The organism is Fluviicola taffensis DSM 16823 (assembly GCF_000194605.1).
Taxonomy (GTDB): domain Bacteria; phylum Bacteroidota; class Bacteroidia; order Flavobacteriales_D; family Crocinitomicaceae; genus Fluviicola; species Fluviicola taffensis.
Genome location: NC_015321.1, coordinates 3,937,959 through 3,954,840 on the forward strand (window position 1 = coordinate 3,937,959; position 16,882 = coordinate 3,954,840).

At 36.4% G+C, this 16,882-nt stretch carries 15 protein-coding genes; 9 read left to right on the forward strand and 6 right to left on the reverse strand.

From position 1 onward, the window contains the following. The first annotated feature begins 220 nt into the window (after positions 1-220). Entirely contained in the window at positions 221-946 is a 726-nt protein-coding gene (locus FLUTA_RS17165) for a hypothetical protein (RefSeq protein ID WP_013688172.1), read from the forward strand. 81 nt (positions 947-1,027) lie between these two features. Here the strand turns inward: FLUTA_RS17165 and FLUTA_RS17170 are convergent, their stop codons facing one another. Further along, positions 1,028-2,809 carry an ABC transporter ATP-binding protein gene (locus FLUTA_RS17170; protein ID WP_013688173.1) on the reverse strand — a complete coding sequence of 594 codons (1,782 nt, stop codon included), beginning with the start codon at positions 2,807-2,809 and terminating at the stop codon, positions 1,028-1,030. Between the two features lie 94 nt (positions 2,810-2,903). On the opposite strand from FLUTA_RS17170, the gene FLUTA_RS17175 reads away from it, so the two are divergent. Genes FLUTA_RS17175 through yajC form a run of 4 tightly spaced genes read left to right on the forward strand, consistent with a single transcriptional unit; the run spans position 2,904 to position 5,656 of the window. Next, positions 2,904-4,001: a Glu/Leu/Phe/Val dehydrogenase dimerization domain-containing protein gene (locus FLUTA_RS17175; protein WP_013688174.1), complete on the forward strand. Its 1,098-nt coding sequence runs from the start codon at positions 2,904-2,906 to the stop codon at positions 3,999-4,001. A gap of 22 nt (positions 4,002-4,023) precedes the next feature. Beyond that, positions 4,024-4,971, forward strand: coding sequence for a transcription antitermination protein NusB (locus FLUTA_RS17180; protein WP_013688175.1), 948 nt, complete (start codon positions 4,024-4,026; stop codon positions 4,969-4,971). Between the two features lie 4 nt (positions 4,972-4,975). Further along, positions 4,976-5,371, forward strand: a complete 396-nt coding sequence (locus tag FLUTA_RS17185) for a DUF1573 domain-containing protein (RefSeq protein ID WP_013688176.1) — start codon at positions 4,976-4,978, stop codon at positions 5,369-5,371. A 21-nt stretch (positions 5,372-5,392) separates the two neighbouring features. Beyond that, positions 5,393-5,656: a preprotein translocase subunit YajC gene (gene yajC, locus FLUTA_RS17190; protein ID WP_013688177.1), complete on the forward strand. Its 264-nt coding sequence runs from the start codon at positions 5,393-5,395 to the stop codon at positions 5,654-5,656. Positions 5,657-5,812: 156 nt separating this feature from the next. On the opposite strand, the gene FLUTA_RS17195 is transcribed toward yajC, so the two are convergent. After that, positions 5,813-6,991 carry an acetyl-CoA C-acyltransferase gene (locus FLUTA_RS17195; RefSeq protein WP_013688178.1) on the reverse strand — a complete coding sequence of 393 codons (1,179 nt, stop codon included), beginning with the start codon at positions 6,989-6,991 and terminating at the stop codon, positions 5,813-5,815. Positions 6,992-7,121: 130 nt separating this feature from the next. Between FLUTA_RS17195 and FLUTA_RS17200 the strand changes: the two genes are divergently transcribed. Further along, positions 7,122-8,105 carry a DUF3078 domain-containing protein gene (locus FLUTA_RS17200; protein WP_013688179.1) on the forward strand — a complete coding sequence of 328 codons (984 nt, stop codon included), beginning with the start codon at positions 7,122-7,124 and terminating at the stop codon, positions 8,103-8,105. Positions 8,106-8,123: 18 nt separating this feature from the next. Then, positions 8,124-10,205: a vWA domain-containing protein gene (locus tag FLUTA_RS17205; protein ID WP_013688180.1), complete on the forward strand. Its 2,082-nt coding sequence runs from the start codon at positions 8,124-8,126 to the stop codon at positions 10,203-10,205. Between the two features lie 97 nt (positions 10,206-10,302). Here the strand turns inward: FLUTA_RS17205 and FLUTA_RS17210 are convergent, their stop codons facing one another. Further along, positions 10,303-11,223: an SPFH domain-containing protein gene (locus FLUTA_RS17210; protein WP_013688181.1), complete on the reverse strand. Its 921-nt coding sequence runs from the start codon at positions 11,221-11,223 to the stop codon at positions 10,303-10,305. 247 nt (positions 11,224-11,470) lie between these two features. Between FLUTA_RS17210 and FLUTA_RS21965 the strand changes: the two genes are divergently transcribed. Beyond that, positions 11,471-11,599, forward strand: coding sequence for a hypothetical protein (locus FLUTA_RS21965; RefSeq protein ID WP_280985160.1), 129 nt, complete (start codon positions 11,471-11,473; stop codon positions 11,597-11,599). A 288-nt stretch (positions 11,600-11,887) separates the two neighbouring features. Here the strand turns inward: FLUTA_RS21965 and FLUTA_RS17215 are convergent, their stop codons facing one another. From FLUTA_RS17215 to FLUTA_RS17225, 3 genes are all read right to left on the reverse strand, one after another. Then, complete coding sequence (locus tag FLUTA_RS17215) at positions 11,888-13,960, reverse strand: M13 family metallopeptidase (protein WP_013688183.1); 2,073 nt, start codon at positions 13,958-13,960, stop codon at positions 11,888-11,890. Continuing rightward, entirely contained in the window at positions 13,953-14,417 is a 465-nt protein-coding gene (locus FLUTA_RS17220) for a GNAT family N-acetyltransferase (RefSeq protein ID WP_013688184.1), read from the reverse strand. The genes FLUTA_RS17215 and FLUTA_RS17220 overlap by 8 nt, the downstream gene beginning before the upstream one ends. A gap of 62 nt (positions 14,418-14,479) precedes the next feature. Continuing rightward, positions 14,480-16,126, reverse strand: a complete 1,647-nt coding sequence (locus FLUTA_RS17225) for an acyl-CoA carboxylase subunit beta (protein ID WP_013688185.1) — start codon at positions 16,124-16,126, stop codon at positions 14,480-14,482. 99 nt (positions 16,127-16,225) lie between these two features. Here FLUTA_RS17225 and FLUTA_RS17230 point away from each other — a divergent pair, with 99 nt between their 5' ends. After that, positions 16,226-16,870 (forward strand): protein-L-isoaspartate(D-aspartate) O-methyltransferase, encoded by a 645-nt coding sequence (locus FLUTA_RS17230; RefSeq protein WP_013688186.1) that lies wholly within the window; start codon positions 16,226-16,228, stop codon positions 16,868-16,870. The last annotated feature ends 12 nt before the right edge of the window (positions 16,871-16,882 follow it).

The following is a 16,882-nucleotide window of genomic DNA, read 5'->3' on the forward strand; positions in this document are numbered from 1 at the left end:
AAAAAGGTTTTAATTGAACTATTGAACTATTGAACTATTGAACTATTGAACTATTGAACTATTGAACTATTGAACTATTGAACTATTGAACTATTGAACTATTGAACTATTGAACTATTGAACTATTGAACTATTGAACTATTGAACTATTGAACCATTTTAAACTCTAAATAATCGTTAACGGAACCAAAACCCTGAAAAAAAGTCATATTTTCGCTACATGAAGCTGATTGTTCTCGTTATAGCGTTTATAGCAACATCGACCGCTTTTTCTCAAACATGCAACAAGGTTTGGTTAAAAGGGAAAGTCGAGGATACTTTGAATAGATTTTCATTTTTGAATTTGATGGTTGTCAATACATCAACTGGTGAAGGAGTTTTTGGTCAGCCAAATGGTTCTTTTGGTGTTTATGTTGGGAATAACGATTCGATTGTTCTTTCGGTGAAAGGATACAATCGTTTTGGATTCCGTGTTGTAGGTGATTCTTCGTGTCAGTTTGAAGTGCATGCAATTGTTGAAAGGAAAGCAAGAGAAATTGATGAAGTAGTTATTAAGCCCTTAAAGTCATTGCAGCAAATCAAAGAAGAACGTGCTGATTTAGCTTTGAGGGAAACCCGAACAATTAATGGGTTAGAGGTTATTCAAAGTCCTATTACGGCTTTGTATCAGCGGTTTTCCAAGAGAGAGAAAACAAAAGCTTTAATTGCTGAAATGGAATACAGGGATTCTCAGGAAGAGATTGTTCAAGAGTTGCTTAAATTGTATGTTTCGTATGATATTATCAAATTAAAACCAGATGATTTTATTGATTTCATTCATTTTATGGCAATTGATGAAAACTTCCTAAAGTCAGCTACAGATATTGAATTAATTACTTTTATGAAAGATAAATTGGAGCATTACCTGTTAATTCATCCAGAGAAAGAGGGAGAATATCAGAAATAAAAGTAATGATCAATTATCAAGAATATCTGAATAATTCAATTTCTTGATAATTCTGGAATTGATAATTTCTAATTCTTGTTCTTAGTCTTCAAAAACATTCGGTTCTTCCATCAATTGCTTATCGTACAATTCACGGTATAATCCAGCTTTTCGCAATAAATTTTCTGGTTTTCCTTCTTCTACAATTTTTCCATCTTCCAGAACTAGGATGTAATTCGCGTTGCGAAGACTTGAAATTCGATGACTTACAATCACTGATGTTGTTTGATGTTCTTGGTTTAAACGTTTTAAATTTCCAAGTATAATCTCTTCTGTTTCGGTATCAACTGCCGATAAACAATCGTCTAGAAGTAAAATTTGAGGCTTTCGAATCAATGCGCGTGCAATGCTTACACGTTGTTTTTGTCCACCAGAAAGATTGACTCCACGTTCTCCTAGTAATGTTTCGAATTTATCTGAAAATGCTTCGACATTGTGCAGTACGTGTGCGTTTTTGGCAGCTTCTACAATGCGTTCTTCAGAGACTTCTTCATCTTCCAATACTCCAAAAGCGATGTTGTTGTAGATTGTATCTGAAAAAAGAAATACATCCTGAGGAACAATTGCACTGTTTTTTCGGAATTCGCTTAAGTTAATAGCTGACAGTTTTTCTGAATTATAAAGAATCTCTCCTGAAGTTGGATCCAACTGGCGAACAATCAATTGTAATAAAGTTGATTTTCCAGAGCCTGTTTTTCCAATAATACCAAGTGTTTCGCCTGGTTTTAATTTGAAATTAATATTCGATAATACATTCGGAAGATCCTCTCTGTATTTAAAAGAGGTGTCTTTGAATACGATTTCTTGAAATGGTTCAATCGGCTCTTTTGAAGGATTTTTAATCGCAGGTTCTGTTTTCAAGAATTCATTGATTCGTTCCTGTGAAGCTGCTGCGCGTTGATTAATACTTGTAACCCAACCAATACTTGCAAATGGCCATGTTAAATTGTAGATGATTAGAATAAAGGTGAGAATTTCTCCAGGTTTCAAATTACTTGTCTTACCGAAAATAATGAGGCCACCCATATAGATGGTTAGCAGGGTACTTGTTCCAATGAGAAGGGATATGGTTGGCATGAATAAGGCATTTGTACGAACCAATTTCATGGTTTTGTGCAAATAAGAATTCGAACTTGTTTCAAAATTCTTCCGAGCGTGCTTTTCTTGAATGTAAGCCTTAATTACTCGAATTCCTGAAAAACTTTCTTGTGCCAAAGTACTTAAACGTGATTGTTCTTGTTGAACTTCTTTACTTAATCGATTCATTCTGTTGGATACCAGATAAATAAGAACTGCCATAACCGGAAGAGGAGCCAGAGCGTAAAGAGCCAATTCTGTATTGATCTTCAACATTTGATATAAGTTGAAAGGGAAGAGAGCAATCAAATTTACCGTGTACATAATTCCTGGTCCAAGGTATTGACGCACTTGAGAAACATCCTCCGAAATACGATTCATTAAATCTCCGGTAGATTGTCTTTTATAGAAGCTGTAATCTAGTTGTTGGTATTTCTCAAAAATCTCATTTTTCAAATCGAATTCAATGTAGCGCGACATCACAATGAGTGTTTGACGGGTCAGAAATAAGAAAAATCCCTTAATTATGTTAAAAAGTATGATGAGTCCAGCAAGGCTAATTGCTGTCCAAAATAGGCTTTGACCCAAAGTAGATTCTTTTTCTCCTTTTAGAATATCAATGGATTCGCCGACCATAACAGGAATTTTCGCAGCGAAGTAGTTGTTAATTACGATAAAGAGGATACCAAGTAGCAAACGCCAACGGTATTTGAAGAAATATTTGTTTAAATAGCTTAGAGACTTCATTCGATAAATTTCCTATTTTTGCGAGCGCTAATGCGATTTTGTTCGAATTACAAAATTAGCCATTCGCATTGAAATAAAAGATTAAAAGTCGCGTATGTTTGAAGTAAAAGAAGTCAAAGATTTAAATCTGGCTGAAAACCCCGTTATTTCTCAAATGAGTATGTATAACCACGAGCAATTGTTATTCTGTAACGATACTGCAACTGGTTTGAAAGCAATTATTGCTGTACATAACACCGTTCTTGGACCTGCTTTGGGAGGAACTCGCATGTGGATGTACAACAATGAAATGGAGGCTCTGAACGACGTATTGCGTCTTTCTAGAGGTATGACATACAAAAATTCGATCTCAGGATTGAACTTGGGTGGAGGAAAAGCTGTGATTATTGGTGATTCGCGCTCCATGAAATCAGAAGCTTTATTCCGTCGTTTTGGAAAGTTTGTAAACTCATTGGCTGGAAAGTACATTACTGCAGAAGATGTGGGTATTTCTCCTGTAGATATGGTTTGGGTTTCTATGGAAACAAATCACGTAGTTGGTTTACCTGGAAAAAGTGGTGATCCTTCTCCTGTAACTGCTTATGGTGTTTACATGGGAATGAAAGCTTGTGCTAGTCAGCAATTTGGATCTGATTCATTGGCAGGGAAAAAAGTAGCTGTTCAAGGTGTTGGTCACGTAGGTGAATACTTGGTGAAGCATTTGGTTGCTGAAGGTGCTGATGTAACAATTACAGATATTCACGAAGAAACATTGAAAAGAGTTTCCAATCAATACGGAGTAAAAGTGGTTGGATTGAATGATATTTACGATGTACCGATGGATATTTATGCTCCATGTGCTTTAGGTGCAACAATCAATGACGATACAATCAATCGTTTGAAGTGTTCGATTATTGCTGGTGCCGCAAACAACCAATTGGCGAATGAGAAAGTACATGGTCAATTAGTGAAAGATAAAGGAATGATTTACGCTCCAGATTTCGCGTTGAATGCAGGTGGTGTAATCAATTGTTATTCGGAAGTTGCTGGATTATCAGCTGAGTGGTCGATGGCTAAAGCAGAAGAAATTTACACAACAATTGGAAACATTGTTTCTCGTTCAAGTGCTGAAGGTGTTCCAACGTATCAGATTGCAAACAAAATTGCTGAAGAACGTATTGAATCAATTGGTAAAGTAAAATTACCATTATAAAAAGGATGGAGATTAGTCTATAATGCTGAATAGAAGACATTTAAGAATTAAAGTATTACAAGCTCTTTACGCATATTTTCAAGGAGACGAGGAAAGCATAAAGAAGACTGAAAACGAGCTGATGAATGCTGTAGATCGTATTTACGATTTATACCTTTATATGCTTTTGTCATTTGGTGAGTTGAAAGAGATTTCTTTGCATCGAATAGAAGAGAGTAAGAAGAAAATTCGTCCTACGGAGGAAGATTTGAATCCAAACAGAAAGTTTGTGGATTCTTTGGTTATCCAAACCTTACAGGATAGTTATTCCTTGCGTGAAGCATCTGAAGATCGATCAGCGAATTGGATTGGTGACGAAAACCACGAAATGTTCCGCAAGATTTTTATTCAGATGAAGGAAGGCGAAACTTATTTCGCTCACATGAATAATGAAGATACCAATTTTGAAGCGGATAAAAACTTCATGATTGATTTGTTTAAAACAGAGATTGCCAATTCGCCTTTGCTTTATAATTTCTTTGAAGAGAAAAGCATTCATTGGTTGGATGATATTGATTTGGCTTGTCAAATGACTATCAAATCGATCAAAGCAATGGAAGAAGGTCAGAAGTTTGTTGTGATGCCTTTGTACAAAGACAAAGAGGATGAACAAGAGTTTTTACGTGGTTTGCTTCGTAAAACAATTTCTATGGATTCAGAAAATCTATTATTGATTGATGAATTGACAGACAATTGGGAATTGGAGCGCATTGCAAAAATGGACATTCTCCTTTTGAAAATGGCAATTACAGAGCTTCAGGTGTTCAATAATATTCCGAAAAAGGTAACTTTGAACGAGTATATTGAAATTTCGAAGTTTTATTCTACGCCAAAAAGTCACGGTTTTATCAACGGTATCTTAGATAAAGCCGTTGATAGATTAGTAAAAGATGGAAAAATTTCTAAACTCGGAAGAGGTTTAATGGATTAATGTTATGAAAAGAATACTTTTTTTAGGCTTAGCCTTATCATTATTGTCAGCGTGTGGTTCTGATTCGCCATCAGAAGTTGTTGGTTACAAAACCACTATGAAAATTCAGCCTGTCTACAATGCAGGGAAAGTTGCGAGAGGTGAAGTGATTCAAGCAAATTTTGTAGTGGAGAATACTGGAGAGTATCCATTGGTGCTCTCAGATGTAACTCCGTCATGTTCTTGTACTATTTCAGACTGGAGTAAAGATCCTATTCCCCCAGGAGAAAAAGGGTTTGTAAAAGCGAATGTGAATACAGAAGCTTTGTCTGCGGGATTAGTTACAAAAGGTGTAACTATTTTATCCAACACAACGCCAGCAAGAACCAAAGTGGTTATTCAGGCAACAGTAATCAAGTAATTAAAAATAAAAAATAGAGTTATGCAAATTTTAATGCTCGTAGCAATGTTAGTGGTGTTTTATTTCTTTTTAATCCGCCCACAACAGAAAAAACAAAAAGAGCTTAAATCTTTTCGTGAGAATTTAAAGCAAGGTGATAAAGTGGTTACAATTGGTGGAATCCACGGTAAAATCCTTGAAATTACAGATACAACAATCTTGATTAGTGCAGAAGGTACTAAATTGCGTTTTGAAAAATCTGCAATTTCTACTGCAGTTGCTGAAACTTTAGGAGTACCAGCTTAATTCAAAAAAAATCAAATTGTGTAAAACAATTGGTAGGGGACGCAACGCATTGCGTCCCTTCTTTATTTTTACACAATTTGATTTTTTTGTAAAGTGGTTCAAAAAAAATGCCACCCCAAAAAGGAATGGCATTCATTCAGTTATATATCTGTTATCTTAGATATTCTCAATAATCATAGCCGAAGCGCCACCGCCTCCATTACAGATTCCTGCACCACCAATCTTTCCTCCGTTTTGTTTCAAAACATGAATCAATGTTACGATGATACGAGATCCTGAACTTCCAAGTGGGTGACCCAAAGCAACAGCTCCGCCGTTTACATCCACTTTTGCAGAATCCAATCCTAGGATTTTTGTATTTGCTAATCCAACAACAGAAAATGCTTGGTTCAATTCCCAGAAATCTACATTATCTGTAGTCAAACCTGCTTTTGCTAATGCTTTCGGAACTGCTTTTGAAGGTGCAGTAGTGAAAAACTCTGGTTCGTGAGCAGCGTCTGCATAACTTACGATTTTTGCAATTGGTTTCAATCCGTGTTTTTCAACTGCTTCTTTGGAAGCAAGGATCAATGCAGAAGCACCATCGTTTAATGTAGAAGCATTTGCCGCTGTAATCGTCCCTTCTTTATCGAACGCTGGTTTCAGGGAAGGGATTTTATCTAAAAATACATTTTTGTATTCTTCGTCTTCAATTACAAGAATTGGATCTCCTTTGCGTTGTGGAACAGAAACTCCAACGATTTCGTCTTTGAATTTACCTGTTTCCCAAGCTGCTGCTGCACGTTTGTAAGAAGTAATTGCAAAATTATCTTGATCCTCACGCGTGAACTCATATTTTTTAGCTGTTAATTCAGCACATGTTCCCATTGGAACTTTACTGTAAACATCCAATAAACCGTCTTTAGTGATTCCATCCAACATCGAGATGTTTCCGAATTTCATACCGTTTCTTCCGTCCAAATAATGTGGAGCCTGACTCATGTTTTCCATTCCACCAGCAACGATAATTTCATTATCGCCAGCCAAGATTGTTTGTGCACCTAACATAATTGCTTTCATTCCTGAAGCGCAAACTTTGTTTACAGTTGTACAAGGAACGGTGTTTGGTAAACCTGCTCCTAAAGCTGCTTGACGTGCAGGAGCTTGTCCCACACCAGCTTGGAGAACATTCCCCATAAATACTTCATCAATTAAACTTGGATTTACTCCAGATTTGTCCAATGCGCCTTTAATAGCAACTGATCCTAATTGAGTAGCAGGGATAGATGATAAACCTCCCATAAACGATCCCATTGGGGTACGAACCGCGGCAATAATGTATACTTCTTTCGACATAGCAATTTTTAATTTCGATGACGAATTTACTCAATTTTCTTCTTTTATTTCTCGATAAAAATATTCTAAGGGTCAATTTTCTGTTAATTTATGGTTTTAACTATTTTTGTAGAAATTAAAACCAATACTTATGAAAATCACTCTTTCATTTTTAGTGCTATTTATTAGTTCGATGGCATTTTCTCAAGTTGACCCTGAAAAGCTACGTGACGATTTAAAAAAACTAGATGCACTTCATGATTCATTAATGCCAAAATATTGGACAGTCAATAGTTTGTTTGGTCTTTCTGGATCGCAAACAGCGTTTGTAAATTGGGCTGCAGGTGGTAGAAATAACGTAGCTGTATTAGGCTTTGTAGATTTCACGGCGATTTATCAAAAACGTAGAATTAAATGGTCTAATGATGTGAAATTGGCACTTGGAGGAATGTATTACACTGATTCTCTTGGAAAAGTACAAGGACTTCAAAAAACAGATGACCGAATAGATTTAGCAACTTCTATTGGATATGAATTCAAGCAACACTGGTTTTTAACTGCAATTGGAGGATTTAGAACGCAATTCTTAGATGGATTTAGTTTTCCAAATGATTCCATTCCAATTTCCCGATTTATGGCTCCAGGATATGCTAATTTCTCTTTGGGTATTGAATATGCTCCTGTAGATTATTTCAATGTTTATTTATCTCCAATTGCTTCCAAAATGACTTTTGTAAATGATGGTAGATTAGCCGATGCAGGTGCTTTTGGTGTTAGAGCTGCTGAATTGGATACGGTTGGAAATGTATTGAAAAGAGGTTTGCGTTTTAGAAATGAAATTGGAGCTTATTTCAGATTGCGTTTCCAAAAAGAGCTTTTCAAAAATATTGAAATGAAAACGCGTTTAGAGTTGTTTAGCAATTACGCAGATAATCCACAAAATATTGATGTTAATTTTGAGAATATCTTCACATTTAAGGTGAATAAATGGTTTCAGGCTTCTTTGCAATGGAACTTGATTTATGATGATGACATCGATATTCGCGACTCAAAAGGTAGAACAGGACCACGAACACAGTTTAAATCTGTTTTAGGTTTAGGAATTTCATACACTTTAACGAATACGAAAAAGTAAAAAGCGTATTTTCGTTGCATGAATTACTTTTCCGATCATTCATTATGGTGGTTGCTTCCTATTTCGGTAATTGCTGTAGGATTCTCATTTTATTATTATTTCAAAACAGATCAAAAATCTATTTGGGAAAAGAAGCAGCTACGCATTCTCTTTTCGTTAAGAACGTTGAGCCTTTTTCTTCTTGGATTACTTTTGTTAGGATTGGTGTGGGAAACGATAACTTATCGCCCTGAAAAGCCCTTGGTTATAACAATGGTGGACTCTTCGTCTTCGTTGCTGAATTACAAAGACAGTTTGGAAGTAAAGAATGAGATTACCGCTTTTAGAAACGAGCTTCCAAAATCATTGGGGGATGGATATGAGTATTTGGAATTGACTGTTGGTAGCGAAGTGAAAGATTTAGAGAAACTTTCATTTACGGAAAAATCGAGTAATCTAGCAGCAGGATTCAAGCATATCAAAGATCGTTTTTTCAATCGCAATATTGGTGCAATTGTGTTGATCTCAGATGGAAATTACAACCAAGGAGTTCACCCAATGTATGAAGCAGAACGGATTGAGTTAACACCTGTTTTTTCACTTGGAGTAGGAGATACAACCATTAAAAGAGATATTGCTGTTCGTTCCATTAATTCGAATGAAATTGCATTTCTAAATAATGAATTTCCAATCCAAGCTTTAATCGATTTTCAACGAGTTCCATTGGGTTCTTATCAAGTGAATTTACTTCAAAATGGCAAAGTTGTTCAGTCACAAAAAGCGGTTGTAACGAATGCAACGACTGATCAAAAGGAGTTTTTATTCACTGTTTTGGCGAAGAATAAAGGTTACCAGCGTTTTACGGTTTCGGTTGAGCGTGTGAAGGGAGAATTTACTGGTGAAAACAATCAACAAACGTGTTTTGTAGAAGTGATTGATTCGAAAAGTAATGTCTTGTTATTGGCGAGCGCTCCGCATCCTGACGTTTCTGCATTGCGTTCCGTTTTTGAATTGGATCAGGAAGCTGTAATCACATCTGAACTCATTCAAAATTATTCGTTAACGAACAAATTGCCAGATTTTGTGGTATGGTACGAAAATGGATTGAGAACGAATGCGAATTTGTTCAAGCAATTGCAAGAGAAGGGAATTCCTATTTTAATGATTTTAGGACCAAATGTAACTACTAGTTTACTTCAGACTTACGGACTTTCAATAAAGGCTCCAAATGGAAATCAGACAGAGGATGTGTATCCATCTTTGGCTGAAGGATTTAATTCCTTTGGTTTGTCGAATGATTTCACTTCAATTGTTCCTGTTTTGTCTCCTTTGAGAACCAAATTTGGAACGTATAAACTTCCGTCAAATAGTGTAGTCGTTTTAAATCAACGAGTGGGAAGCATTTCCAAAAATGATCCATTGATTGCAGTTTCTCAAACTCAAAAATCAAAAATCGGATTCATTCTCGGGGAAGGTTTGTGGCGCTGGAAGATGAAAGAATACATGCAGAAGAAAACAACTGTTGGATTTGAAGAATTTGTTCAAAAACTGACACAGTATATTTCTGTAAAACAAAATAGAGAGCCTTTAAGAGTTACTTTGCCTAAAAGATTTAATACGATTGAAGATCTGATCTTTAAAGCTGAATTTTATAATGAATCGATGGAGCTAATAACGACTCCTTCTATTGAAATGACAGTAACCAAAAAAGGAGGTAAAGCATTTAAGCAATTATTTTCTCCAACGGCTAATTTTTACCAGCTAAACATTGGTCAATTGGAATTTGGAACTTATGATTGGAAGATTGTTGCAGACAATAAAGGAAAGAAATATTCCAAATCAGGAACTTTTGCAGTAAGTGAAATCTCTTTAGAATCACAGGATACGCGTTCAAATTTTTCTACTTTGAATCAGTTGGCTGTTCAGTCGAATGGTTCATACAAAGCACTGAATCAGTACAAAAAATTGATTCAAGAAATCAAGACTCGTGGAGATATCACGACGATTCAATACGAAGATACAGGCTATCAGGAATTAATCGATTGGAAATGGATTTTCGCATTGATTGTTGCATTGCTTTCAGCAGAGTGGTTCCTCAGAAGGTGGTGGGGAAGTTATTAAACAAGTTTAAAAGTTCAAAGTGTTTAAAAATTGAACTTTTCACTCCATAAAAAAGGTCTTTCATTTGAAAGACCTTTTTGTTATAATAGAAGATAAATTACTTCTTCAATGTATTCGTTGCCATCATCTGTTTGAGTGTTTTTTCCATTCCTTCAACAGACCCATCTAGGAAGATGACATTTCCAGTTCCTTTTTCAGCAAATTCTTTCACTGCTTCTGTCCACATGGAGAATAAAATCAGCGAAGTATCCAAATCTGCAGCTTTCATTTTCTCTGCGGCTTCAGTCATACCTTGCGCAACTTCTTCGCGGAATAAGGCAATTCCTTGACCTTTTAACTGGGCAGCTTCTTTTTCAGCTTGAGCAGAAATCTTAATGGCATTTCCTTCCGCCTCAGCAGCTTTTGTTTTAGTAATCAATAATGCCTGACCTTCATTCTCCGCAGCAGCTTTCAAGTTGTTTGAAGCAACCACTTTCGCCATAGATGTAGTAATTTCGGCATCAAACGTAATGTCATTTAATTGTAAATCAATTAAGTGGAATCCCCAAGTTTCCAAAGTATGGTCCAAGCTTTCTTTCACATCCGCAACAATTTCACCGCGCAACAATAAAATTTCCGCTTGTTTTTTTGTCGCTACAAATCCACGAACCGAACCTTCAATCGTACGAATCAATGCTTGAATAAAGTTTTGCTGATTCACAAATTTGAAGGCAACGTTTTTGATTGTTTCTTCATTTGCGTCCAATACAGAATAAACCAACATCGCTTTGAAATAAACATTTGCTTGATCTTGCGTAATTGCCTGAAATTCCATCTCAATAGCGCGATTTTGAATAGAAACACGGGTGTTTAATTTTTCAAAAAATGGAATGCGCAGGTTTAATCCTGGTTTCATGATTCTTCGGTATTTACCGAACATCGTTACGACCGCAATTGTTCCTTGTTGAACAGTTACAAAACTGAAAATGAGTAGGAGTAAAGCAACTCCCATTAAAATGTATTTAATTTCTACTACCATAAAAAGTGATTTGAAACAAACATACTTATAATTGAAAAGTAAAAATTGAAAAGTGGTAAATAAATATGAGAACTGCTGTTAGTAATTTTACTAATTTACTTTTTGATTTGACATTGTGAACAGATTTGCCAACTGTTTTAAATTTTTCGAAAAAAGTTTTTCTCTGTTATAAAATAAACTAGAAAGAAAAGCGTTAGAATAAAAAACGCCCTTTAATAAGCCTATGGTAAACAAATACTTGACAAACATGCAAACACAGGAAGTTACTGAGATTGCGAATCCATCCGCAGCTGTAATCAGTCAGATTCTGAATTTCAGCAAATCATTGGAAGTGAAAAAATTAAAGCGCAAAAAAGTGCTTTTGAATTTAAACTAATAAAGAGAGCCTCTTAAGTGAGGCTTTTTTTTTTGAATCAGATTTTCTGTCCTGTCGAGTGTTCCGCATGTTGTTCTCGATACGTCCGACTGAAATGTCGGACACTCGAACTGACATTTGCGGGATGTATCGAGACACGGACGTGAAAATATTTTTAAAGTAAGTGTCCACAAATATTGTACATCATACTGACCAGGTAAACTTCTGTGTTCCTACGTGCTCGTCCGTGGGAAACAAAAAAGCACCATCCATTTCTGAATGATGCTTTTCATTATTTCGCGTTTTAGACTACCAAATCTTAGCGACCTTTTCGTCTGGATTTCTCATTTTATCTCCTGGTTTCACATTGAATGCTGCAAAAAACTCAGGGCAATTCATTAATGGTCCATTCACACGATACATTCCTGGAGAATGCGAATCTGTTGCAATTCGCTTTTTCAATTCTGCTTCGGTGTAATTGATTTTCCACAATTGAGCATACGAAATGAAAAAACGCTGAGCTGGAGTATATCCATCAATGATGACGTTTTTCTTGAAATCATCTGTCATGGTGTAAGCATAATAAGCCATTGTTAATCCACCTAAATCAGCAATATTTTCTCCCATTGTCAACTCTGGATTTACACAATTGTCTGTAATCGGACAGAATGAACCGAATGTTTTTCCTAAGATTTCTGTTCTAGAAACAAACTTTTCTTTGTCAGCGTCTTTCCACCAATCATTGTAGCTTCCGTCTGCAGCAAATTTAGATCCGTTATCGTCAAATCCGTGTGTGAATTCATGACCAATTACCATTCCGATTCTTCCATAATTTACAGCATCTTCCGCATTTTCATCGAAAAATGGAGGTTGCATAATTCCAGCAGGGAAGGCGATTTCATTTAAAAGAGGATGGTAATATGCGTTCACTAGGTGAGCTGGCATTTCCCATTCCTTGCGATTTACTGGTTTGTGAAGTTTCGCTAGGTTTTCCTTGTAAGAGAAAGTGCGGCAATTTTCAACATTAGTGACATAATCTGATGGACTAATGACTAATCCATTGTAGCTTTTCCATTCATCTGGGAAGCCTAATTTTCGTCCAATGGCATTTAATTTTGTTAAAGCCTCTTTTTTTGTGTCGTCAGACATCCAGTCTAATCCTTGTATCCGCGATCTAAAGCTTATCAATAGATTATCTACCATTGTGTTAACTCTTTTTTTAGCACTTTCAGAGAAGTTTTTTTCTACAAATGCTTTTCCAAGTAATTCAGATAAGGCGTTTCCTGTAAGTTCTTCAATACAACGATCGTCGATTGGTTTCATGACAGTTGTACCACTTAATACACCACCGTAAAAATCAAAATTGTGTTTTACCCAAGTCTCATTCAACGTTCCCGCATAGGTATTGATTGTACACCAAGACAAGTAATTGGTCCAAGATTGAAGGGAAACTTTCTCCATCATTGTGTTCACTTTTTTGATGAATTCAGGTTGCTCAACTATCAATGAATCAAAGCTTTCTGATCCAATTTTTGATAAGTAAGATTCAAAATCGAATTTCGGCATCAATTTCACAACTTGATCCAAAGACATCATGTTGTAAGTTTTTTCTGGTAAACGAGATTCAGATGGGGTCATCATTGCACTCGCTAATTCTTTCTCGAAATTGAAAATGTCGCTCGCTTTTGTTTTTGCACTTGCTTCCGATTCACCTAATAATTGAAAGGATTTTTGAATATGCAAAATGTAGCCATCACGAATGGCTTGTTTGTTTTCTTGGAAATAGTAATCTCTGTTTGGCAATCCAATTCCAGATTGACTCATGTAAATTTTATTTGCATCTACATTTTTCAAATCCTGACCAACATAAATCCCAAAAAGTGATCCAATATACAATTGGTGCTGTTTTGCAACTGCATCCACAATTTCATCTTTCGATTTGATCTCGGAAATTTTATTCAAACGATCTGTTAATGGCTTCACACCAGCGGCATTTCTAACAGGCATATTAGTGTAAGAAGTGTAATAATCACCCAATAATTGTTCCTGATTTCCAGCAGTCTTGCTTTTCGAATTTGCTGAAGTCTCTAAAATTTGTTTCAGCGTTTCTTTGTTTCGCTTATCTAACTCATTGAAGCTTCCCCAGCGCGATTCACTATTTGGAACAGGATTGTTTTTACACCAAGTTCCATTTGCAAACTGAAAGAAATCATCTTGCGGTTTCACCGATAAATCCATGTAAGAAATATCAATAGTCATTGGTTTTAGAGCTACTTCAGGAGTAGAAGAGGCAGTTTTCGAAGGGGCTTCAACAACTGTTTTTGGCTGACACGCTGTAATCGATAAAGCAACAACTGCCAGTGGAAGAATTTTATTAACCATTATTTTCAGGAATTAAAAGCATTTCAACGTGTGGAATTTCGTCTTCGTAGTATTCTTTACCCGTTGAAACGAATCCAGATTTATTATAGAATTTCTCCAAGTGTTTTTGGGCTGAAATACGGATTGGAACAAGTCCAAACTCTTCGTGAACGAATTTCACACAACGCTCCATTAATTCCATTCCAACACCACTTCCTCTGCATTCTGAAGTAAGTACAACTCGGCCAATTGCCACTTCAGGGTAAGATATCCCTGGATGTAAAATACGCGCAGTTGCTATCACATCGCCTTTACCATCGCGCAATAGGAGGTGATACGCTTTCTTATCTTTCCCATCTAAATCGAGATAAGTACAGTTTTGTTCCACTACAAAAGCATTCAATCTCAATGCGATAATGTCGTGGAACTCATTCAGTGTGAGTTCTTTATAAGGTTTAAATTGCCAATCTAAATGCATATTTTTAATTGTTAATTGGTTAATTATCAAGCTTGATAATTTTTGACATTGATAATTGATAATTATGTTTGTATCACTCCAACATTGTAAGGCTTTTCAGCTCTTTTATGGCTTGCCATTTCAATTCCGATTGATAAGAATTCTCTTGTCTTTGCAGGATCTATGATTGCATCTAACCACAAACGCGAAGCGGCATAATAAGGAGAAATTTGTTCGTCGTAACGTGATTTAATTTTGTTGTAAAGTTCTGCTTCTCTTTCTGGCGTAATTTCTTCTTCACCACGAGCTTTCAAGGAAGCAACTTCGATTTGTAATAAGGTCTTTGCAGCAGCAGCTCCACTCATTACAGCAACTTCAGCAGTTGGCCAGCCTACAATCAATCTTGGATCATACGCTTTTCCACACATTGCATAATTTCCTGCTCCATAAGAGTTTCCAACTACGACAGTAAATTTAGGAACAACCGAATTTGCCATAGCATTCACCATTTTTGCTCCATCTTTAATGATTCCAGCATGTTCTGATTTAGAACCAACCATGAAACCAGAAACATCTTGGAAGAAGATCAATGGAATATTCTTTTGATTGCAATTCATGATGAAACGCGCTGCTTTATCTGCAGAATCATTGTAAATCACACCACCAAATTGCATTTCACCTTTCGCATTTTTAGATAATTCGCGCTGATTGGCAACAATACCAACACTCCAACCATCTAAGCGTGCATAAGCACAAACAATCGTTTTTCCGTAATCGCTTTTATATTCTGTTAAACTGCCTTCGTCAAAAATACAATCTAAAATATCGTGAACGTTATAAGGCTTTGATCTTTCGAAAGGTAGAATACCGTATACTTTTTTCGCTTCATGTTTTGGAGCAACTGATTCAATGCGATTAAACCCTGCTGATTCTGAATCTCCAATTTGACCCATCATTTTGCGAATCGTCATCAAACACTCTTCGTCATTCGCTACTTTGTAATCACAAACTCCAGAAATCTCGGTGTGAGTTGTCGCTCCACCCAATGTTTCATTGTCGATGTTTTCACCAATTGCAGCTTTCACCAAGTAAGATCCTGCCAAGAAAATAGTTCCCGTTTTATCAACAATCAAGGATTCGTCAGACATAATCGGAAGGTAAGCTCCACCAGCAACACAACTTCCCATAACTGCCGCAATTTGTGTAATTCCCATGGAGCTCATCACTGCGTTGTTGCGGAAAATGCGTCCGAAATGCTCTTTATCTGGGAAAATTTCATCTTGCATAGGAAGGTAAACACCTGCTGAATCCACCAAATAAATGATTGGAAGTTTGTTTTCCATGGCAATTTCCTGCGCACGTAGGTTTTTCTTTCCTGTTATTGGAAACCAAGCACCAGCCTTCACTGTGGCATCATTTGCAACAACAATACATTGTTTTCCAGAAACTTTACCAATGACCATCACAACCCCACCAGCGGGGCAACCACCGTGTTCTTTGTACATTCCCATTCCAGCAAAAGCACCTACCTCGAAGCGTGGGGTATTCGTATCAAGTAGCATGTCGATTCGCTCACGAGCAGTCATTTTTCCTTTTTCATGAAGAGCTGCAATGCGTTTTTCACCTCCGCCTTTCATTACCGAAGCCAATTCTCCTTCCATTCGGGAGATTTTCAGCCTCATTTCATCGTCGTTCTTATTGAATTCCAATTCTTTTGAATCAATTGCCATGTTTTTTCGTTTATTAGCGTTCCAAATATACACAATTCACTGTAGAAACTTTCTTGAATAAACCGAAACAATGAGTGATTTCTAAATTACTTTTGTTATATGCAAGATACTTACAAGCACAAAGGAATGAGAAAGCAGTTGATTGATCAATTGCGCCAAAAAGGAATAACAGATGAACGCGTGCTAACAGCATTTGAGGCTATTCCGAGGCATTTCTTTTTGGATTTAGTATTTGAACAACAAGCATATTCCAATGTGGCTTTTCAAATTGGAGCTGGTCAAACAATCTCGCATCCATATACTGTAGCTTTTCAAACGTCAATTTTAGAATTAAAAAGAGGAGAGAAAATCTTGGAAATTGGAACGGGCTCTGGTTTTCAGACCTGTATTTTGTGCTCGATGGGGATGAAAGTGTTTTCAATCGAACGACAAAAAGAACTACATATCAAGGCGAAAGGTATTATTGATCATTTCCGATTTACACCCAAATTGTTTTTTGGGGATGGATATGAAGGGAAAGAAACGTATGCACCTTTTGATAAAATTTTAGTGACTTGTGGGGCGCCTTTTATTCCTGAAAAATTGGTAAAACAATTGAAGGTAGGAGGAATGATGGTGATTCCTGTGGGGGATTTAGATTCTCAGGAAATGCACCGAATTACAAAGATATCAGACACAGAATATAAAGAAGAGGTGTTTGGGAACTTTAGTTTTGTGCCGATGCTTGAGAAAACGGTCAGATAATTGAAAAGTTTT